Consider the following 18,807-nt stretch of genomic DNA (forward strand, 5'->3'; position numbering starts at 1 on the left):
GCGGATCACGGGCGGATCCAGAGCCTGATTGCCGCGGCGGGCACGGTGCCGTGAAAGACATACGCCCGCTTGTCGTAACGGGTCGCGACGGCGCGGGAGTTCTTGAGCCGGTTGATGGTCCGCTCTACCTCGTTGCGGCGCCGATAGAGGTCGCGGTCGAAGCCGGTCGGCCTGCCGCCTCCTCTGCCTTTCCGGCGGCGGTTGGCCCGCTGGCCCTTCGGTTCCGGGATCGTGTGCCGGATGTGGCGTCTTCGCAGGTAGCGCCGGTTTCGGCGTGAGCTGTAAGCCTTGTCGCCGCTGACGTGATCCGGCCGGGTGCGGGGCCGTCCGCCCAGCGGCCGGGGAACCCGTATCCGGTCCAGGACCTCGACCATCTGCGGGGCATCGCCCCACTGACCCGGCGTGAGCAGGAGCGCCATGGGACGGCAACCGCCTTCGCTGGCGAGGTGGATCTTGCAGGTCAGGCCGCCCCGGGACCGTCCGAGTCCCTCATCGGGGCGGTGGTGCCGGGGCGTCGCCCATTCAGGCGAGAGGCCCGTACCCCGAAAGAGTGAACGGGTCCTCATGCCACGCCACCGCCCCAGCCAACCCATACCTTTGCGGTAGGCCCGGCGGATACGAGACCGCAACCACTATGCAGAGCAGCGCTGGCATCTACTGCGCACACGCACTGCGCAGGCGGCACAGAACGATCGCTGCCGACCCTGAGTGGTCACCACTCCGCCGGGCCGCACATCCATGGAGACTCCGCCGCCGCGGGAGCCGCCGGACCACGTCGGGGGAGCGTCCCGTCGCCGCTCATGATGGGCCGGTCCGCCAGGACGCACCAAGTTCGGCAAGCCGACCGCGCAGGACGCCACGTGCCTGTTCCAGATCTGGCGAGGTCGGCGAGAGGAGATAGACATTGTCTCGGTAGAGACGGAAGCCGAGGCTCTCCCACCCTCGGGCGATCTTGGCATTCACACGGTCCCATTCGGACCGGTCGGTCAGTTGCGGGCTGCTGAGGTCGGTCACGCCGGGCGAGCAGGCGACGGCCCGGCAGCCGGCCATGAGCCGGTGGATCACCTCGCAGCCCAGCACGGCCGCCAGGCCCTGCCCGCGCCACGCTGGAGCCAGGGTCACCCGGTCCATGACGAGCAGTGCTGAGCCGACGTACTCCAGCAACCCGCTGACCTCACTGGTGAACCAGCCTGTCTCGGGGTCGAGGAGGGCCTGGGCGGTCTCGTACAGCTCCTCGGACTCCTCTTCCATGGCCCAGTACGCGTTCTTCCCGCGGTCAAGGTGCACCCGGAAGAACGTCATCGACCCGACGGTCGCGTCCTCGACCGTGCACGAGGGGCAATCCGAGGTGAAGCAGTTGCCCGTGGACGCCGGTCCCTCGTCTGTTTCGTGCACGCGCTGACGGTGGAGGATGGCCACGCGCCATCGCTCCAACGTGTCGGCCTGCGGGGTGTCACCGAGTTCGTCGTCGTAGGAGATGCGCAGGTACAGGTCGGAGGGGTCGCCTGGAAGCTGGGGCCGCGTGCTCACCCGACAAACCTAGACGCGTAGTGCGGAAGCCCGGGAATCGGATACCTCCTGAGCATTACGCCCTGCGGCCGTGGTGCCGAGCGTCGCCCGAGATCCCCGGGCGAGCGCGTGGCACATCGAGGCCGCGGAGCGGCGCTGGTGTGCGGTGTCCGTCAGCGCACCAATCTGAGGCGTGCTGTCTCTGCGGCGTGGGACGCGGCTTCGATCAGGCCGAGTTCGCCTGCGAGGGTTCCCACGAAGGCATTGACGGCCTCGATCGCGCGGCCCTCCATGGTGTCGGGCTCTGCGAAGTGCGCGGCGAATTCTCCGGCGTCGAGAGTCGCCATGGCGGGTCGGCGGGCCTGGTAGTCAGCCCACATCGGTCGGTAGACGGCCCGTACTCGGTCGAGTTCGGTTTCGTCGATCTCCTCGTGCCGCAGGCGGCGGACTGTTTGTTGGCGGGCTCGCCACGTGGCGATGTGGTGCTGGACGGAGACCGGCCCGAACGGGCCGGGAAGGGCTCGCTCAATCCTCGGCATACCCGGCTGGGTCGGCCAGGGCGAGTACAGCTCCGTGAGGACCGACGTCAGTCTGTCGACATCGATCTGCCCGGTCCGCTCTCCCTCCTCAAGGACGAGGTGGGCAGCGCGCCGTTGCTTGAGAGTGGCAGACGGGTGGGCGAGCTGCTCGACAACGGCACGGACGTTCTCGCTGCGCCGGGCGGCGTTCGTCTTCCCTGTGGCGCGCGCATGGGTGCGCCAGGCTCGGCGTGCTTGCGGTGTGGGCACGATCGTGTCGTCGATCAGCCACAGATACAGCACGACACGGATCAGGGAGCGTTGCGGGATGCGCCCCAGCGGGGAGCGTTCCCGGGCCTCCAGGAGTCTGCTGAACAGCTCGCGCTGCTCGGGTGGGAACACTCGCGGATCACTGCCGTGAGCGCTGGTCTTGCGCGGTTCCGGGCTGGCCAGCATGCCGTCCTCGACCCAGGAGGTCACCATCCGGGGGCTGGCCTTCACGCCCAGCGCCAGCGCGTCGGCGACCAGATCGGCTGCGGTCCCTTCACTCGACGTGGTGGCCCGATTTCCGTCCATGGCACCGAACTTACATCGAGGTTCGACCCTCAGGAGCTGCTCTCCGCACGCGTCAGCCATAAGGCTAGGGGCCAGCAGAAACTGCACCCCGCACCGTATCCCTGCCAGGAACACCCGGTGCGGGGGCAGCCGACTCATCCCCTGAACGGAGACCGTCATGAGCCACCGTACGCAACGCCGGACCCCGAAGCGGCGCCGAGCCCGACACCGTCTCGTCGAGGGCCTTGGGCGAGCAGCGCTCTACGCCGCTTCCGCCTCATTGGCCGGCGGGCTGGTCCACGAGGTTCTCCGACTGGTCCACATCTCCGTCTCCTCGTGCTGACTGAGTAGAGAACCGAGGCCGCGTGACCGGACGAAGCACTGGACGCGCCCCCCTGCCTTGCCCACACCGTGCGAAGGCCCCCGGAATCATGGTGATTCCGGGGGCCTTCATGGTGGTAGCGGCGGGTTGTTTAGCTGTTCTCGGCGGAGTCGTCCGTACGACGGCGGCGGGCGGCGAGGAGGGCACCTCCGCCGGCGGCGACCAGCACTCCGGCTCCGCCGATGAGCCAGGGGGTGGCGTCCGCGCCGGTGTGCGCGAGTGAGCCCGCTGGGGCGGGAGCCGCGGTGCTCGACGTGGTCTCGTGGGTGGTCGGGGTGTCCGTGGCCGGGACCGACGGGGTCGGAGTGGCCTCGTCCTTGCCGGGCTTGTCGGGGGTGGGCTTCTCACTCGGTCGGCCGGTGGGCTTCTCGGTCGGCTTGTCGGTGGGCTTGTGCGTGGGCGGCGGGGTGGTGGCGGTCTTGGCGTTGGTGACGGTCACGGTCACGGGATCGCCCGGCTTGGCCTGGAACGTCTTCGAGGGCTTGTAGATCTCGTAGCCGTCGGGTGCCTTGATCTGCTTGACCCAGAAGTTGCTGCTGGTCCGGGAGTTGGTCGGCAGCTTGCCGCTTGCCGTGCCGTCAGAACCGGTGGTCAGCGTCAGGAGGGTCTTGTCGCCGCTGCCGATGTTGACCACGGAACCGGCCAGTGGCTTGCCCGTCTTGTCGTCCTTGGCCTTGAGCAGGACCGAGGCGTCCTTGAACGGATCGACGATCGTCAGTGGCGTGTCGACACCAGGGGTGACGATCACGTCTTGATCATCGACGGTGGCATGCAGCGGGCTGCCGCTGGAGGTCTCCTTGAGGCGGTAAACCCCGGGGGTGAGGTCCTTCAGGGCGAGCTGCCCCTGGGCGTCGGTCTTGCCGCTGGCGGCTTCCTTCCCCGCGGAGTTGAAGAGAGTGAAGGCCGCCCCGGCGAGGACGTCGCCACCCGGGTCTGTCTTCAGGATGGCCACCCCGCCGGACTCCGTCTCGGCCGCGTTCTTCGGGGTTGAGGTCGCGGAGGTGGACGGGGTGGGTTCGGTGCTCTGGGCGGAGGCGGCCGGAGCCCACGACAGGCTGCTGCCGACCACCGTGGCGGCGACGGCGACGGCGGCTGGAAGGGTGCGAACGGAGCGGATACGCAAGAAGGGACTCTCCAAGGGGACGCGTACGGTTGGTGGAGCGGGGGGTGATTCAGCGGGAGCGGCCGGGCTCCGGACGCCGGGGTACTGTCGCCGGGGCAGCCGGTGTACGCGAAGGCGCGGTGATCGCGTATCTGCGCGCTGCGGCACGGACGAGCTGCTGTTGCTGCTGTACGGGCAACTGCTCAATACCGGTGAGGCCCTGGGCTAGGGCCAGGCCGAACGGGGAGCCGGCGTCGAGGCCGGCGGCCTGCACGATCTGCGCGCCGGCCTCGGCTTCGGCCAGGACGCCGTAGCTGCTGGGGATGCCGAGCATGTGCTCGGCGTGGTCACGGGCGCCGCCGAGAACTCCGGTGAGCGACACGTCGTCATCGTTGAGGCAGTCCTCGACGATGTCGAGGAGGATCAGCGTCGCATTGTGCAACCGGTCGCGGAAATCCGGGTCGGTGATCCAGAAGCCGTTCGGGCCCGGCGGCGGTGGCGGAGCAGGAACCGAAGGGGTCGTGGGCGGCTGTCTTCGGTGGGGTGGGAGCCAGCGCGGCGGCGCCATCCGAAACTCTCCTCGTCTGCTGCTTGGTTAGCGGGTGCGGGGTGAAGCCCCGGGGGTGGGTGTGGACTGGGCGACCGGTCGAGCCGGCGGTCGCGACACGGCAGGCGGCGGGAACCACAGGTGGACGTACTGCTCGATCACGGTGCGCAGTCCCGTGCCGTCCGCGCCGTCCCAGGCGGGCCCGCTGGTGTGCCAGTCGCGGATGACGGCGTAGCCGTCCATTCCGGCAACAAGAGCGCGGGCGGCATCGCGTCGTTCGAAGGTGCCGTGCTCGGAAAAGCGGAGGAGGACCGTGTCGACTTCGCCTTGGTCGGGGTGGATGACGCGCAGGCGCAGTCCGTTGTACTCGTCGCTGCGGATGGTCGGGGCGAAGTCGATCCGTAGCCGCAGAGGTGAGTTCGGCTGCGGGGCTGCGTACAGGGCATGACCGACGACGGCGTACTGGTGGAGAGGCAGTTGGAGGATGTCATCGAAAAACTGCTGTGCGTGAAGGGACACATGACCTCACAGGTAAAGGGAAATCCAGCAGGTCAGCGGCGCGGGCGGGAGGGACGCGCGGGCAAGATCGCCGAGGGGGTCGTCGTGGTGCTCCAGCGCGGGACGCTGCGCGTGGTCAGCGCGGGACGCCGTCTCGACGCGGTGCGGTGGACGTCGAGAGGTGTGGGCACCGGGGGCGGCGGGGCGACGGGCACGAGCTGGGCGTGCTCACGCAGTCCGCGCGACAGGAAGTCCTTCCAGCGCGGCAGCGGCGCGGGGTCGGACACGCTCTGGGTGATGGCCTTCACCAGCGCGGTGGGGGTGTTGGTGGAGGCGGTGGCGTACCAGCGGGCGTATCCGTTCTTCGGCCCGCCCCACATGTACCAGCGGGCCTCCAGCGTGGTCAGTTCCCTCTCCGCGTCGAGCCGGCCGGTGGCGTATTCCAGTCCGGCCATCCCGTCCGGGGTCTGCAGTTCCAGCACACCCCACCTTGGATGCTGGATCTTCCAGCCGCGGTTGATCAGAGGAACGACCGCGTTGAAGGCATCGAGTTCGGTATCCGTGGGGTCGGGCCGTGCGAGGTAGTGCTCGGGCCCGTCCTGGTAAGCCTGGGCCAGGGCCGTGGTGAAGGAGGTGACGAACTCGGTGGGGCAGCTGTCGTTGAAGCTGACGCCCCAGGCAGGCGGCCCGAAGCGATCCGCATAGGCATTGATCCGCCACAGTCCGTCGTCGTCGCCTTCGGGCAGGAAGCCGAGACGGACCTTGTGGTCGGGGGCGTTGAGGTAGGCGTTGCCGAGGTCGTCGTGGGCCAGCTCCCAGCCGAGCTGCATCAGAGGCTCAAGGGCGGGGTCGCCGATGCCGGTGGTGCCGGCCAGGTAGCGGGGGAAGACGTAAACATCGCCGTCGATGTCGAGGTCGGGATCAGTCAATGGGACATCCGGGAGGGTCGGGGCGGACGCGCGGAGAGGCTCTAGGCGGGGGTGACCTGGACGGCCAGGTGCCGGTACGCCTCGGTGGAGCGGGCTTGCGCCTCTGCGGCGCTGGCTCCGGTAGTGATCAGGTAGCCGATGCGGGCGGTGTACATATCGCCGCCGTTCTGCGGCAGGACGAGGCGGTCGCCGACTTCACGTTGGAAGCTGACGCGTTCGAGCCAGGGGAAGTTGGCGTCGAGGCGGCGCTCGGTGAGGGTGCCGGAGTAGGCGGGGTAGACAAGCCGGATCGCCGCCGCCCGGCTGTGAGTCGGAGTGAGGTCGGGAGCCTGTCCGCAGGCCACGTCGGCGGCGGCGCGGGGCAGGTCGACGCCGGTGGCCAGGCTTACGAGGTGGCCGATCATGTCGCCGCCGACTCGGCCGTTGACCTCGATCAGGCGTGGGCGCCCGTTCACCAGGCGCATCTCGACGTGCTGGACGCCGTCGGTGATGCCGAGCGCCTTGACGGCTGCCGCGGCGACGGGGGCGACCTGGGCGAGCAGTGGGTCGGCCGCGTCGACGCAGTGGGCGACCTCTTCGAAGAACGGCGGGTCACCGAGGGTCTTGCGGGTGATGGCGACCGCGGTGGTGTGGCCGCGGTACGTGACGCACTCGACGCTCACTTCCGGACCGTCGAGGAATTCCTCCACCAGGACGTGGGTGCTTTCGATACCGTCGCGCGCTCCGGCCGAGGCGAACTCGAAGCCGGCGGGCAGCTCCTCCGCGCTGTCCACGCGGATGACGCCGATGCTGGCGGCGCGGGCAGCGGGCTTGAGGACGATGGGGTAGCCGATGGTCTCGGCGGCAAGTGCCGCTTCCAGCAGTGTGCGTGCGGTCATGGAGGAGGCCGAGGGGACTGCGTGCCGGGCGAACAGGGTGCGGGCGACGGCTTTGTTGCGGGCCGCCTCCATCACCTCCGGGCTGTTCGTGGGCAGGCCGAGCCGGCGTGCGAGGCGGGCGGTCTGGGTGAGGTACCACTCGGTCCACGTCGCCACGCCGGCCAGTTGGTGGCGGTCGGCCAGGGCTTGGCCGGCCTGGGCGAGCGCCTCGGCGTCGTCGGGGTCAGCGATCTCGAAGTCGCTGATGAACTCCTTCTCCTCCCACGTGGGCTCGTCGGGAGTGATCAGCACGATGTCGTAGGAGGCGGCGACGCTTTCGAGACAGTAGCCGCGGTACGCCTGCGCCTCCGGACCGGAGGTCGTCACTACGAGGATGGTGCGAGCGGGCAAGGGCGCTCCAAAGGTGTCTGGGTGAGGTGTAGTTGAGAGATGGCGCGCAGGGGTTCAGGGGGTGCGGCGGCGGCGCAGCTCGAAGGCGGGAGCCCAGTGAGGGTGGTCCTCGATCAGCTTGCGGGCGTAGAAGGCGGTGTAGTTGTTGTTGAGGCCGCGTACGCCCTGGGGCAGCCGCCACCGGAGTCCTTCGAAGAGGCCCTTGAGCCCGATGCGGGTGGCGCCGGCGGCGATCCGCTCGGCGGTCAGCCGCTCCAGAGCTCGGTAGACGTAGGGGTGCTCGGAGTCGTAGGCCAGGAACTGGTCGGTGAGCGTGGGCCGGGAGCCGGCGCGAAGCGAGGGACGGAGCGCCAGCCGTACGGTCTGGGCCGCCGTGGCGTCGGTCGTGGGCATCGGATGGGTCTCCAAGGTGAGCGGCGGGGCGGCCGGCAGGTCAGGCGAGGGAGGTGCGCAGGCCGGGAAGGGCGCGTAGTCGCGCGAAGGAGATGAAGAGGCCGAGGGCCTGCAGGACGGCGCAGCCGGTGATCACGTGGCCGAGCAGGGTGGGCGGCACAGCGGCGATGAGGACTCCGGCCACGGGGAAGGGCAGCAGGAGGACGAGGATCGTCACCGCAAGGGTGCTGCCGAACACCTTGGCGGGGATGAGGTGAGAGCGCAGGGTGCGCAGTACGACGGTCATGGCGCCCTCGCTGGCCATGAGCACCGCGATGAGCACGAGGTACGCGGTGTAGGTGTGGGTCAGTGAAACGGCCAGGCAGGCGATGGAGGCGATGAAGGCGGAGAGGGCACCGACCGGCCATAGGCCCCATCGGTCGATGGCGCGCCGGCTGACGGCGACCGTGACCAGTGTTGCTGCGGCGGCTACGGACCAGATCACGCCCACGTCTGTGCTGGAGTGTCCGAGCTGCTTGACCACGATCACCGGGGCCGCGGCCTGGAGGAGGCCGACTGCCAGGTTCGAGAGGGTCAACCCTGTGATCAGCCAGGCCAGCGCGGGGAGCGACTTGAGGGTGGTCCAGCCGGTGTGAAGCCCCTTGAGGATGGGCTCAGGAGCAGTGGTGCGCTGCTGGGCGGGTTGCCGGGGAGAGAACGCACAGGCGAGCAGGGAGAAGGCGGCGGTCGCGGTGAGCATCCCGGATGGCCCGGCATGCTCCAGGAGCAGGCCGGCGAGTGCGGGGCCGGCCAGGGTGCCGACCTGGTCGATGCCGAGCAGTACGGACTGCACGCGGTGGGCCCGCTCGCCCGCCGCTCGGCTGGCCACGCCGCCCGCGGTTTCGGCGGCGATGTAGGAGAACTCTGTGAGCACGCCGGTCAGGGCGGCGAGCGCCATGACCGTGATGGTGGTGCTGAGACCGCTCTGCAGTTCGGGCAGGGTCAGCGCGGCGGCCAGGACGACGACTGCTCGTGTCCCGGAGGCGAGGCGGAAGACTCGGGTGGTGCCGTAGCGGTCGGTCATCGCTCCGGCGAGGGCGAAGGCGCCGAGGCGCGGGATCCACTCCAGCGCGAACGCGAGACCGGTCAGTGCGGCGGAGTTGGTGGTGGCGAACACCAGCAGCGGAATGCCGTACGTGGTCATGGCGAGCGCGCCGGAGTCCATGCTGCGAGGCAGGTAGATGCCGCGCAGCAGGGTGGGGACCGGGCGGCGGGCATGCCGCGGTCCGACACGGGTTTTCACGCAGCGCGCCCGCCTTCCGCCGGCTCCTGAGAGGAGCGGGCATTGGCGTGGTCCAGAGCGCGGGGGTTGGACTGCAGCCAGTCCGCCAGGGCGTTACGAGGTGCCGACGGCTCCAGTGCTGGCCCGCTCGGGTGCGGGTCGCGGATGTGGAGCTGGAGGGTGTGTTGGACCCGGGTGACGAAGTCGCTTGTGGTGGCGGGGAACTGGCGGGCTCGTGCCCAGCGGGCCATGGTGTCGTAGACCTCGGCGAGGGCCTCGCCGCTCTCGGTGAGCCGGTAACGGTCGGGGGTCGTCTCGTCGGAGTGGACCAGGTCTAGGGCGCGGGCGGTGTCGATGGCATGGCGCAGTTGCCCGGGAGTGAGGTCGCCGAAGGCACCTTGCAGGCTGCCGTACCGGTGGCTGATGGGCCCGTTGTCGTCGATCTCGGTGATCAGGCGAATCAGGCCCGGCAGGGTGAGGGTCCGAATCGCGCGGCGTTCGTTCAGGAGGCTGTCGGGCAGGGCGCGGGTCATCGGCGCGGACCTCCCGCCGGGGAGATCGGACGGGCGGGTATCTGGTGGGAGAAGAGGTCGCCCGCCTTCCACGCCGGGCCGTTCGGCGACGCAGTGGTCAGGGCGGGGCCGGCTGCCCGTACTGCGGTAGTTGCCGGAGATGCGGGGGCCGGACGCCGCGACGGGGTGGTCGCCCAGGGCCCGGAACGGTTCGACGGGGCCAGGCCCTGCCCCCGAGAACGGCGGGCATCGGTCTCAGCGGGCGGGGTGGCAGCCCAGGCGGAGATCGCCTGGAACACGGGGGAAAGTGCCCGGCCGCTGGCGGACAGCTGGTAGTCGCCGGAGCCGTTGGCCGTGATGAGGCCGTCTTCGACCAGGCGCTCCAGCGGCTTGTAGACGGCGGTCAGCCCGTAGCCGGGCATCGCTTCGGTGGCCAGGGACTTGGCGGTCGCGCTGCCCCGGGCCTGGAGCGACCACAGGATCGGGGCGGCGTGCCGCGGCGCGATCAGGGCGAGCGCATCATCGATGTTCTGGGCCGGCGGAATCCGCTCGGGCTCCATCTCGCCAGTGGCCTTGTTGGCGACCAGGCCCTTCTCCAGATAGGTGTCGCCCCAGGAAGCGATCGTGGCGAGGACCGGCATCAGCGCAGCACCGCGGCTGGTGAGGCCGTAGGTGACGTGGCGCGGCGCGTACTCCGTACGTTCGACGACACCGGCGCTGGTGAGGTGGCGCAACCGTGGGTGGAGCTGGCCGTCCGCGAGCCACGGGAGCCGGGGCTTGATCTCGGCGTAGCGCAGCGTCTGCGAGGAGAGGGTCATCAGCACCCACACGCTCCAGCGCGGGGCGAGGAGATCCAGGGTCTTGGTGACGCCGGAGAGGTCGTGCGATGCGGAGGGGGTCGGCGCGGTGGTGGCCAAGGAATGGGCTCCTCAAGCGGTACGAGTGGATCAGCGGGTGCGGGAGACGGCGGCCGGCGGGGCCGTGGGAACGGGCGAAGCCGGGGGTTGGGTCTCCAGGGACGTGGCGCGGCGCAGGCCGCCCAGGACCGCGCCGGTGCTCTTGGCGTAGGCGTCACGGGTGGCGACGGACTCCGCGATGCGGCGGGCGCAGTCGAGGATGTGGCCGGCGTCGAACTGGCCAATCTCCCTCTTGGGAGCGATGAGTTCGCGCAGGCGATCCAGCTGGAAGGCGATGTTCCGTTCGGCGAAGGCCAGGGCGCTGTGGTTGCCGGTCAGGGCGGCGAGCAAGGTGCTCTCCGGGACGTCGGCGAGGGCTTCCAGCTCATCGAGCGGCTGTCCGTACAGCGCCTCGATGCGCTGGGCGACGATCTGGGAAACGGCGTGGGCGGGGTCGTCTGGCTGGGGCAATCGGTATGGCTTTCAGGGGCGTCGGGCCCGCACCGCCCCGGCACGTGGTCCGGCCGGGGTGGGCGGAGCTGTGGCGGTGACCTTGGGTCTAGGCCCGGCGCGCGGACCATTCGGGTCGCTGGGCGGAGTAGTGAGGAGCAGCTCGTCGAGGGCGGACTCGTAGAGGTCGCAACTGGCCACAGCGGCCTCGATCCACTGGTCGTGACGGTCCAGGTCGGCGCTGGACAGCTCGCCCATGCGGCCGTCGGCCTCGGCGATGTTGTGCGCCCGTTCCAGATGCTCCTCGGCGACGGCGAGGAAGCTCCGCAGCTCCAGTGCGCTCTGGAGTACGGCGTTCGCCTCACCTCGTGCAGCCTGGGCGTACAGCACGTCCACTTCGGCGCCGAACGCTTCTTGCAATGCGGCATCGCGGCTGGTCGACGTGTCGATGACGCTCACCGTGCTGCGCCTCTCGCTGTCGTGTTCCGCGCGCTGGGCAGCCTGGGCGGGGAGGTGGGCAGGGCAGGAGCCCGGCGGGCCGCGGGGGACGCGCCGCGCCACATGCCGGGGCCACGCTTGCCGGGCGCATTGGGGTCGAGGAGGTAGTTCACGACCATGGCGCGGCCGTCACGGGAAGCGACAGCGGAGTTGACCTGGTGGGCCAGCTCCATGTCGGGATCGTCGAGTACGTTGGCCGGCTGAGTGCCCAGGGCCTCGACGAGCGCGTCTTCCGCGGTGTCGAGTGCCTGCTGCGTTTCGGCGAGCAGGCCGTACCAGTGCACGAGGGTGGTCGCCTCGGGGTTGGCCTGCGGTGCCTTCTCAACCGCACGGCGCAGGTCGGCGAGCGGCATCTGGAATCGGTCCTCGATCCGCTCGGTGAGGACGCTCATCACGTCTTCGCTGGCATCGGGCACAGCGTCGCTCCCTTCAATTCGAGGATTCCGGTGCAGGAACGGGAAATGGGGCTCGGTTGGTCAGTCCAGGCACATGTAGACAGTCCGGTAGACGTACGTACCGGACACCCAGCCCGTTACGCCGGACTTCTTGTCCGTGATGTAGGCCCACGAGCCGCTCTTGGCCTTCTTGTGGACGGTGAACTTGTGACTCCGGTAAAGGACTCCGACGGCAGTCGACTTCGACGACGCCTTCGAGCGAAGGGTGACCGCGCTGGTCCCGTGCACCTTGTACGGCTCTGCCTTGCGGCACGAGGCGGAGGCAGGGATACCACTCGGAACTGCGGCGTTGGCAGCCGTAGCAGTGACGGCAGGCAGCGTGAGCGCCGCACACGCCGCTGTGGCTGCGACAACGCGAGTAATGCGCACGGAGTTTTTCCTAACTGCGATGGAGAGGGAATGCGGAACCCACCCCGGGCGGATGCCGTACGGGGTGAGAACAAGAGTCCGCAGAATCCCCGGTTTCGGTAACCGGGGATTGCGTGCTATGTTCCGCGCCACCTCACGCACGCTTCGCGGCATTCCGTCCGATGCGAGGAGAGAAAGGCCCGTGCGCTGGCGGGAGTTCAGCGGATCTGTCCGCGCGGCATTGCGGGGCGGGCCGGCATGCCGGGCGCCGCAGCAGTGGTGCGCCGGGCCGCAGGTGCGGCTGCGGGCAGCGGCGGCTTGTCGCCGCTCCAGTGCGCTTCCCACCACTGGGTGGCGGCCTCGAACGTCGGGAAGCCGCCTTCGCGAAGGGTGTGGGTCCACGCGTCGCTGTCGACCTGTTCGAGCAGCACCCGGAACGGCAGTGCCGCCTTCTCGTCGAGGGCGCGCAGCAGCACGGTGGTCTCCATGGGCTCGCTGTCGCCCGTGTAGCTGGTGAGCAGCGCGAAGTGGTCGCCGTCACTGCGCAGACGCTTCTCCAGCTCGCGGGTGCCGTCGTTCGCGGGGGCGGTGCCCATGTCGTCGGGCAGGAGGATGTCCTCCTCGGGGCAGCCTCGGGCGATGAGCCAGGACTGTGCCATGGACGGCAGCGGACGCATCTCGCTGGCGAAGCGGAAGGTGTGGGTCGCCGGGTCGCGTTTGAGGTGCAGGGCGGCGATCTGGGGTTCCCCGGGGATACCCCAGGTGACGGACCGGTTGTGCATGACGAAGAAGCTGTGCTCGCCGTCGGCGCTGTGGTGTTCGGCGAGCACGGTCATATCGTCCTGCTCGATGCCGATGTGCTGCCAGAACTGTTCGGCGACGGTTTTGTTGACGGCTTCGTATCCGTCGAGACGAAAGTCGGGTTCGTAGCTGGGCATCGCGGCTTTCGTTCGATGACGCCTGGGCGCCGTGCGCGTGGCGCGCGGCGCCGTTCAGCGGCGGGGACGGGAAACGGCTGGAAAGGCCGGGGGTAGTAGCGCGGGCGCGGTCCCGGGAGCGCCAGCGCGGTGGGGACCGGTCAGGACGGCCCGGCCGGCGTCGGTGAGAGTGACGGGCTGTCCGGCCTGCACCGGGTGTGAGCTGTCGCGCTCCACGAAGCCGCTGGCCTCAAGGCGCTGGAGCTGGGCGTACGGGATGCGGGTGCGCGTGGGCGTCGCCACGGCCAGCCGGTGGGTGACGAGATGTTCGTGGAGCTTGGCGCCCTGGGCGATGGCCAGCAGGGCCGCGACGTCCTTGGTCGGGATCTGTCGGGGCACCTGCCGGGGAGCGCCAGCCTCGATCGGCTCCAGAGCGGCGGCTGCCGTGACCTGCTTGGCATCTCGCCGTCGGGCGGCCTGCGCCAGCTGGTCGAGGGTGCGGTCAATCCGCACGAACAGTGCCTGGTCCACGGGCAGATCACTGGAAGCGAGACGGGCGAGCCGGAAGCGGTAGAAGCCGACATCCCGTTCGGCCGCCACGAGGTCGTGGTGAGCATCTGCCAAGGCGGTATGCGGTGCGTCGAGGAGGCCGTCGTGGCGGTGCTGCCGCAGCTCCTCGACGCTCCGGCCCACCGCGGTCTCGATCCGGTGATCGAGGGCGGTCCGGGTGGGCCGGTCGGGAGGGGATGAGGTCATGGCGGAGGGGTTTCTGGATCCGGAGCAGACGCGTCCAGAGCGACGCGGACCTCGACGTACGCGCCGTCGCGGGTGTGCCGGGTCGGGCCCAGCCTGTCCATGAGGCGGAGCATCGCTGTGTTGGACGCCTGCGTGAACGCGGTGAGGGTGTGCGCTCCGCGCGCGCGGGCGGCGGCCGATGCGTGCCGGGCAAGGGCCGTGCCGATGCCTTGACGGTGCCGGTCGTCGGCGACTTGCAGTCCGAGGTCTGCGACGCCTGGTTCCCGGCTGACGGGCCCGACGCAGACGAGGGCCAGTGGCCGTCCGTCGGCGCCGAGCCCGATCCAGCACCGCGCCTGGTCGAGCAGCCGTGTCAGGTCACGAGGCAGGAGGCGGGTCCGGCCCCAGCGGCGCAGCAGGTTCGCCTCGGAGCACTGCGCGTGGAAGGCGGCGACCAGGTCCCCGTCCGCCGCCGTCACTAGGCGGGTCTGCGCGAGAGCGGGGTGCGTCAGCAGGGTCAGTCCGGGAGGGCGCCCAGCAGGTCCGCGCGCCGGAACGCCCGGTAGCGGCTGCCGTCGGCCGCCCGCGGCCGGTGGGACTGGACGCCGTGGGAGCGCCGCAGGATCAGGGACAGCCGCAGAGCGTTGAGGTCGGCGTAGCGCCAGCGCGGATCGGCGTGACCGGGCAGTTCACGCAGGCGCTCGACCAGCTCCGCGGAGCTGACGTACTCCGGGGAGCCGTGGTCGTCGAAGACATCGAGGCAGGCGTGGACGATGGTCTGCGGGCGGCTGGGGCAGGACAGGAAGTCCTCGACCGCCTCCTCGTGGAGGTCGTCGGATTCGTCCATGCCCTCCGGGTCCTCGAAGTCGTCGAAGCCCTCGAAGTCCGGGTCGAAGTCGGGCTCGTCGTCCTCCGCCGGGTCGTACTCGCCCGGCGGGTCGGGCTCGTACGCGGCAGCGCAGCAGCAGGAGGTGGACAGCAGTGCGCTCAGCTCGGCCCCCGCTGCCATGCGCTCGACGAGCAGGTCGGTCAGCGTGTCCAACTGCTCGCCTGCGCTGACCCCGGGAAGATCGGCGGCTGCCAGCTCGGCGAGCTGTCGGTCGAGTTCCTGGGTTTCGCCGAACACGTCGAGGATGGCGCGGTGGTGCGGGTTCTCGGTGACCTCGGCCGGCGCTAGTAGGGCGGCGGCGATCTGGTCGATCAGGGTGGGGAACTGCGTCAACGAACAGGGCCCTTCAGGGTTGGGGAGGCGGGTCGGGGAAGGCCGGGCATCGCGTAGGGCGGTGGACCGGGCTTGGGTACGGGCTGCTGGCGCGTGGTCAGCTGCGGCGAGCGGGTACGAGCAGCGTGGGTGCGCTCTCCGAGCGGGCGCCGCGTGAAACCCAGGCGGGCACGGGCGGTGTCGTATACGTCGTGTGCCGCGCGCGGGCGTACGGCCACGACGTGGATCTCAGTGGTGTGCGTGGAGTTCGCGGGCGCCGGACGCTGGGCGTAGACGATGCGCCAGGCGTTGCGGTGATCGACGTAGACCTTGCGGCATCCGACAAGATCACGGGTGAGCTTGCTGCCGAAAAGGCGTGCGTCTACCAGGTCCTGGAGCTGGGCGAGGGCCAGGTCCCTGATGTCGCTGGGGGCTTGGAGCAGGTCGGTCAGGGCCCGAGGGTCGAAGGAGAGGCCGAAGGCCGGCCGGTCCTCGCGGCCCGTCATCCGTCGCCCTGGCCGAGTTCGCTGTTCTCCTCGGGCTCGTCGGGCGCCTCGGGCTCTTCGGCCGTGGTGGTCCGGTGCGAAGGCGGCGGGCCGGGCAGCAGGCGGTGCGCGGGCCGGTCCGGATCGGTCATGCACGCGGACAGCGGACCGCCGGCCGCCCGCACGGTGGCCATGGCGTGGGTGAGGAAGTCCCGGTGCCAAACGAACAGACCGGCTGGCCCCGCCTCCGGATCCTTGTGCTGCTGGTAGGCGAGCCATAGTGCGTGGAGCCAGGCGACGACATCGGGATGTTCCTGCCACTGCTCGCACCACGGGGCGGCGGTCGTGACCTCCGCCCCGTAGACCCGGACGAGGAAGTCATCCACCCAGTCGGACAGGGAGTCCAGTTCGTCCTCGTACTCCTCGCCCTCCAGCTCAAGGATCGGGCGGGGCTCGGGTGGGGCGGCCGGAGACGGCAGGCCCGCGAACCCTGACATGCCCGGCATCCCGAAGGCACCGAACGGCGAGTCCGCAGGCGGTGGCATGGAGGCGAGGCTGTCGAGCTGGCGGGCCTGCTCCGCAGACTGATCCAGCAGTTTGCGGACGCTCGCCTCGATGCTTTCCAGGTCCGAGTCCGGAAGCCGGACCGGTTCCATCTCCCCGTCGCCCGGGGGGTTTATGGATTCAGGCACGATAAAGGGCCTCCTTGAGCCGCAGGCATAGGGCGTGAGTTACGGCTCCTACCATCCGGATAATCCCCGGTTTCGGTAACCGGGACTGGGCTGCTATAACTCTGCGCACGGCACGAGCGGCGCATACAGAGCGCGTTCCGAGCCACGCCGCCCCGGCAGAAGATGCACTAGACCGTGAGGGTCAAGTCCTCCTGGTTAAGGCTCTGCTGGAGAGCCTCGGTGAGCCGGTCGGCCGCGATCGACGCGTAGTGCTGGGTCTTCTCCACCCCGATGAAGTCGCGGCCCTCCACCAGGGCGGCGACGCCCGTGGAGCCCGAGCCGGCGCAGAAGTCCAGCACCGTGCCGCCCGGCGGGGCGATCTGTACCAGCTGCTGCATCACGGAGACAGGCTTCTGGGTGATGTGCTGGCGCTTGGCACCCGAGGGCTGCGAGGCACTGTAGAGCCCGGGGAGATAGACCGGGTTGGCGGCAGCGTCGATCTTGCCCTTGGCGCCCCAGACGATGTACTCGCAGTCCTGACGGAACTTGCCCTTCTGTGGCCTCGCCTGCGGCTTGTGCCATGTCAGGAGCCCCAGCCACAGCCATCCGGCAGCCTGGAATGCATCTGTTGTGGCGGGGAGTTGACGCCAGTCGGTGAAGAGGAGCGCAGTGCCGCCGGTCTTCGTCATGCGGTGCGCTTCGGTCATGATCTGCGTCAGCCACAGTGTGTACGAGCGCTGATCCATGTTCTCGCCGGTGAAGTCGGGCAGGCCGTGCTGGGCATCGGCAGAGGTGTACTTCTGCTTCGCGGACCGGGAGGTACGCTCCTTCGCCGTCCGCCCGCCGCTGTTGTACGGCGGGTCGGTGATCACGGAGTCGACGCAGTTGTCCGGCAGAGTACTGAGGACGGTGAGGGCGTCGCCCTGGTGCAGGGAAAAAGGCAAAGAGGAACCCCAATTCGGTTCAGGTGGCGGGGGGATAGACGCTCCGGCTCGCCCGGATGTGACCCAGCGGACCGAATACGGGCAGGGAGGATCCGCAGTCCGCGCAGCGGGGGGCGAGAGGAGGAGCCAAAACTGTAGGGCACGATCCCCGGTTGAGCGCTATCGACGCCGAAACCCCCGAAACAGAGCCTTGGGCAGAGGCGATTTCGGCAACCGGGGATCCGCCCTTACTGTTTTGGAACTGCCCGACGAACACCGTCAATGGCACATCCCGTCCCCGCCTTCACGGAGATTTCCCATGTCCTGGCACACCTGACCCGACGCCCCGTGCCGGTGCGAGCGGCAACTCGCCCCCGTGTACCCGGGCCACGATCTACCCACCACCCCGGCCGTCGCGCCCTTTCCTCAACGACGCACGCGCCGCCGGGCTTCACCAAGGACCCGCTTGTGACATCGCTCCATCCTCCCCTGCCCGCTTCCCGTGACCGTCTGCCGGGAGGCAGGCCGGATTGAAGGGCATAGCCGCCGGCCTCGGCGTCGTCCTCAGCATCCCGATCTTGATCGGCGGCACGGGCATGGTGATGGCCTCCGCCGCCGACGCCGCGCAGAGAAGCAACTCCTTCGATATCTGCCTGCCCGACCTCGACACGGACAAGGTCGCCGAACAGGTCACCAAAATCCTCGACGGCGCGTCCGGCACGGACGCGGACATCGAGGGCCTGGACCTTCCTTCCGAGCAGGTCCCCCACGCCCAGACGATCGTCGCCACCGGCCTCTCCCTCAAGGTCCCCGCGAAAGGGCAGGTCATCGCGCTCGCCACGGCGATGCAGGAGAGCCGACTGCGCAACCTCAGCTACGGCGACCGGGATTCCCTCGGTCTCTTCCAGCAGCGCCCCTCGCAGGGCTGGGGCACCGCCCAGCAGATCCGCGACCCCGTCTACGCCTCCGAGCAGTTCTACAAGGGTCTGCTCAAGGTGAGCGGCTGGCAGCAGATGACCGTCACCCAAGCCGCCCAAGCCGTCCAGCTGTCCGGCTTCCCGGACGCGTACGCGCAGTGGGAGACCCTGGCCACCACCCTGCAGTCCGCCATCGTCAAGACCTTCCCGGGCAGCACCGAAACCGGCGGGCAGAAAGCGGACCAGGGCACGAAGCCCTCCTCCGGCACGACCGGCTGCGCGCCGGACCAGGACGGCTCCCGCTTCGGCCGCATCCCCGCCGGGAGCGTCCCGAAGGGCTTCTCGATCCCCAAGGACGCCGATCCGGAGGCGCGCAAGGCCATCGTCTGGGCGATGCGCCAGCTCGGCACGCTCTACCAGTGGGGCGGGTCCTGCACCGATTCCCGTGGCCCCGACCCGATGAAGCGCTGCGACTGCAGCTCGCTGATGCAGCAGGCGTACGCGCAGGTCGGCGTCACGCTCACCCGCACCACGTACACCCAGGTCCACGAGGGCGAGGCCGTGTCGCCCGCCCAGCTCCAGCCCGGCGACCTGGTCTTCAGCCGCGGCACCCCCGAACGGCCTGAGCACGTCGGCATGTACATGGGCGAGGGCCTCGTCATCGAGGCACCGCGCACCACCAAGCCGGTCCGGATCACCCCGCTCACGGACTGGGACATCCTCGCCGTCCGCCGCGTCCTCTGACGCCGCGCGCCGCCCGGACACGCCCCGGGCGACCCCGCCGGGCCCTCCTCTCGCGCCCCGCGCGCCACTCCCCCCTTCGCTCACCTCTCTCGC

23 protein-coding genes and 1 pseudogene are annotated in these 18,807 nt (G+C 69.7%); 1 reads left to right on the forward strand and 23 read right to left on the reverse strand.

What is annotated here, in order from left to right:
• Positions 1-5 precede the first annotated feature (5 nt).
• The 23 genes and pseudogenes from AB0F29_RS15090 to AB0F29_RS15200 all read right to left on the reverse strand — a co-directional run.
• A pseudogene (locus AB0F29_RS15090) lies at positions 6-503 on the reverse strand (IS5 family transposase); the annotation flags it as partial.
• Positions 504-798: 295 nt separating this feature from the next.
• The gene (locus AB0F29_RS15095; protein WP_361871789.1) at positions 799-1,530 is read right to left on the reverse strand and encodes a hypothetical protein; all 732 of its coding nucleotides are present in this window, start codon (positions 1,528-1,530) and stop codon (positions 799-801) included.
• A gap of 152 nt (positions 1,531-1,682) precedes the next feature.
• Positions 1,683-2,603, reverse strand: coding sequence for a hypothetical protein (locus AB0F29_RS15100; protein ID WP_361871792.1), 921 nt, complete (start codon positions 2,601-2,603; stop codon positions 1,683-1,685).
• Positions 2,604-3,055: 452 nt separating this feature from the next.
• Entirely contained in the window at positions 3,056-4,087 is a 1,032-nt protein-coding gene (locus AB0F29_RS15105) for a SpaA isopeptide-forming pilin-related protein (protein WP_361871794.1), read from the reverse strand.
• Positions 4,088-4,136: 49 nt separating this feature from the next.
• Entirely contained in the window at positions 4,137-4,634 is a 498-nt protein-coding gene (locus AB0F29_RS15110; protein WP_361871796.1) for a hypothetical protein, read from the reverse strand.
• A 27-nt stretch (positions 4,635-4,661) separates the two neighbouring features.
• Positions 4,662-5,132, reverse strand: coding sequence for a hypothetical protein (locus tag AB0F29_RS15115; protein WP_361871798.1), 471 nt, complete (start codon positions 5,130-5,132; stop codon positions 4,662-4,664).
• A 32-nt stretch (positions 5,133-5,164) separates the two neighbouring features.
• Positions 5,165-6,040 (reverse strand): DUF317 domain-containing protein, encoded by an 876-nt coding sequence (locus AB0F29_RS15120; RefSeq protein WP_361871800.1) that lies wholly within the window; start codon positions 6,038-6,040, stop codon positions 5,165-5,167.
• A gap of 41 nt (positions 6,041-6,081) precedes the next feature.
• Entirely contained in the window at positions 6,082-7,293 is a 1,212-nt protein-coding gene (locus AB0F29_RS15125) for an ATP-grasp domain-containing protein (protein WP_361871981.1), read from the reverse strand.
• Between the two features lie 69 nt (positions 7,294-7,362).
• The gene (locus AB0F29_RS15130) at positions 7,363-7,701 is read right to left on the reverse strand and encodes a hypothetical protein (protein ID WP_361871803.1); all 339 of its coding nucleotides are present in this window, start codon (positions 7,699-7,701) and stop codon (positions 7,363-7,365) included.
• 40 nt (positions 7,702-7,741) lie between these two features.
• Positions 7,742-8,983: an MFS transporter gene (locus tag AB0F29_RS15135; protein ID WP_361871805.1), complete on the reverse strand. Its 1,242-nt coding sequence runs from the start codon at positions 8,981-8,983 to the stop codon at positions 7,742-7,744.
• Positions 8,980-9,495, reverse strand: a complete 516-nt coding sequence (locus AB0F29_RS15140; protein WP_361871808.1) for a hypothetical protein — start codon at positions 9,493-9,495, stop codon at positions 8,980-8,982. Before AB0F29_RS15140 ends, AB0F29_RS15135 begins: the two co-directional genes overlap by 4 nt.
• Entirely contained in the window at positions 9,492-10,391 is a 900-nt protein-coding gene (locus AB0F29_RS15145; RefSeq protein ID WP_361871811.1) for a winged helix-turn-helix transcriptional regulator, read from the reverse strand. The genes AB0F29_RS15140 and AB0F29_RS15145 overlap by 4 nt, the downstream gene beginning before the upstream one ends.
• A 30-nt stretch (positions 10,392-10,421) precedes the next feature.
• Positions 10,422-10,841 (reverse strand): hypothetical protein, encoded by a 420-nt coding sequence (locus AB0F29_RS15150; protein WP_361871814.1) that lies wholly within the window; start codon positions 10,839-10,841, stop codon positions 10,422-10,424.
• A 12-nt stretch (positions 10,842-10,853) separates the two neighbouring features.
• Positions 10,854-11,279, reverse strand: a complete 426-nt coding sequence (locus AB0F29_RS15155) for a hypothetical protein (protein ID WP_361871815.1) — start codon at positions 11,277-11,279, stop codon at positions 10,854-10,856.
• On the reverse strand, positions 11,276-11,734 hold the full coding sequence (locus tag AB0F29_RS15160; protein WP_361871817.1) for a hypothetical protein: 459 nt from the start codon (positions 11,732-11,734) through the stop codon (positions 11,276-11,278). Before AB0F29_RS15160 ends, AB0F29_RS15155 begins: the two co-directional genes overlap by 4 nt.
• 60 nt (positions 11,735-11,794) lie before the next feature.
• Positions 11,795-12,142: an SH3 domain-containing protein gene (locus AB0F29_RS15165; protein WP_361871819.1), complete on the reverse strand. Its 348-nt coding sequence runs from the start codon at positions 12,140-12,142 to the stop codon at positions 11,795-11,797.
• Positions 12,143-12,339: 197 nt separating this feature from the next.
• Complete coding sequence (locus AB0F29_RS15170; protein ID WP_361871821.1) at positions 12,340-13,059, reverse strand: hypothetical protein; 720 nt, start codon at positions 13,057-13,059, stop codon at positions 12,340-12,342.
• Between the two features lie 54 nt (positions 13,060-13,113).
• Complete coding sequence (locus tag AB0F29_RS15175) at positions 13,114-13,794, reverse strand: hypothetical protein (protein ID WP_361871823.1); 681 nt, start codon at positions 13,792-13,794, stop codon at positions 13,114-13,116.
• Positions 13,791-14,252: a GNAT family N-acetyltransferase gene (locus AB0F29_RS15180; protein ID WP_361871825.1), complete on the reverse strand. Its 462-nt coding sequence runs from the start codon at positions 14,250-14,252 to the stop codon at positions 13,791-13,793. Before AB0F29_RS15180 ends, AB0F29_RS15175 begins: the two co-directional genes overlap by 4 nt.
• Positions 14,253-14,290: 38 nt before the next feature.
• On the reverse strand, positions 14,291-14,995 hold the full coding sequence (locus tag AB0F29_RS15185; protein WP_361871828.1) for a DUF3631 domain-containing protein: 705 nt from the start codon (positions 14,993-14,995) through the stop codon (positions 14,291-14,293).
• On the reverse strand, positions 14,992-15,480 hold the full coding sequence (locus AB0F29_RS15190) for a hypothetical protein (protein WP_361871831.1): 489 nt from the start codon (positions 15,478-15,480) through the stop codon (positions 14,992-14,994). The genes AB0F29_RS15185 and AB0F29_RS15190 overlap by 4 nt, the downstream gene beginning before the upstream one ends.
• A complete protein-coding gene (locus AB0F29_RS15195; protein WP_361871984.1) occupies positions 15,477-16,115 on the reverse strand; it encodes a DUF4913 domain-containing protein in 639 nt (212 codons plus the stop codon). The genes AB0F29_RS15190 and AB0F29_RS15195 overlap by 4 nt, the downstream gene beginning before the upstream one ends.
• 203 nt (positions 16,116-16,318) lie before the next feature.
• Entirely contained in the window at positions 16,319-17,074 is a 756-nt protein-coding gene (locus tag AB0F29_RS15200; protein WP_361871834.1) for a DNA methyltransferase, read from the reverse strand.
• Between the two features lie 509 nt (positions 17,075-17,583).
• On the opposite strand from AB0F29_RS15200, the gene AB0F29_RS15205 reads away from it, so the two are divergent.
• Positions 17,584-18,714 (forward strand): NlpC/P60 family protein, encoded by a 1,131-nt coding sequence (locus tag AB0F29_RS15205; protein ID WP_361871836.1) that lies wholly within the window; start codon positions 17,584-17,586, stop codon positions 18,712-18,714.
• Positions 18,715-18,807: the final 93 nt, after the last annotated feature.

It is taken from the genome of Streptomyces sp. NPDC026589 (assembly GCF_040638385.1).
Lineage (GTDB): Bacteria > Actinomycetota > Actinomycetes > Streptomycetales > Streptomycetaceae > Streptomyces.

Excerpts from the sequence above, each read along its gene's own strand:
- AB0F29_RS15170 (WP_361871821.1), bottom strand. The coding sequence starts at position 13,059 with ATGCCCAGCTACGAACCCGACTTTCGTCTCGACGGATACGAAGCCGTC.
- AB0F29_RS15195 (WP_361871984.1), bottom strand. The coding sequence starts at position 16,115 with ATGGAACCGGTCCGGCTTCCGGACTCGGACCTGGAAAGCATCGAGGCG.
- AB0F29_RS15140 (WP_361871808.1), bottom strand. The coding sequence starts at position 9,495 with ATGACCCGCGCCCTGCCCGACAGCCTCCTGAACGAACGCCGCGCGATT.
- AB0F29_RS15100 (WP_361871792.1), bottom strand. The coding sequence starts at position 2,603 with ATGGACGGAAATCGGGCCACCACGTCGAGTGAAGGGACCGCAGCCGAT.
- AB0F29_RS15110 (WP_361871796.1), bottom strand. The coding sequence starts at position 4,634 with ATGGCGCCGCCGCGCTGGCTCCCACCCCACCGAAGACAGCCGCCCACG.
- AB0F29_RS15175 (WP_361871823.1), bottom strand. The coding sequence starts at position 13,794 with ATGACCTCATCCCCTCCCGACCGGCCCACCCGGACCGCCCTCGATCAC.
- AB0F29_RS15190 (WP_361871831.1), bottom strand. The coding sequence starts at position 15,480 with ATGACGGGCCGCGAGGACCGGCCGGCCTTCGGCCTCTCCTTCGACCCT.
- AB0F29_RS15130 (WP_361871803.1), bottom strand. The coding sequence starts at position 7,701 with ATGCCCACGACCGACGCCACGGCGGCCCAGACCGTACGGCTGGCGCTC.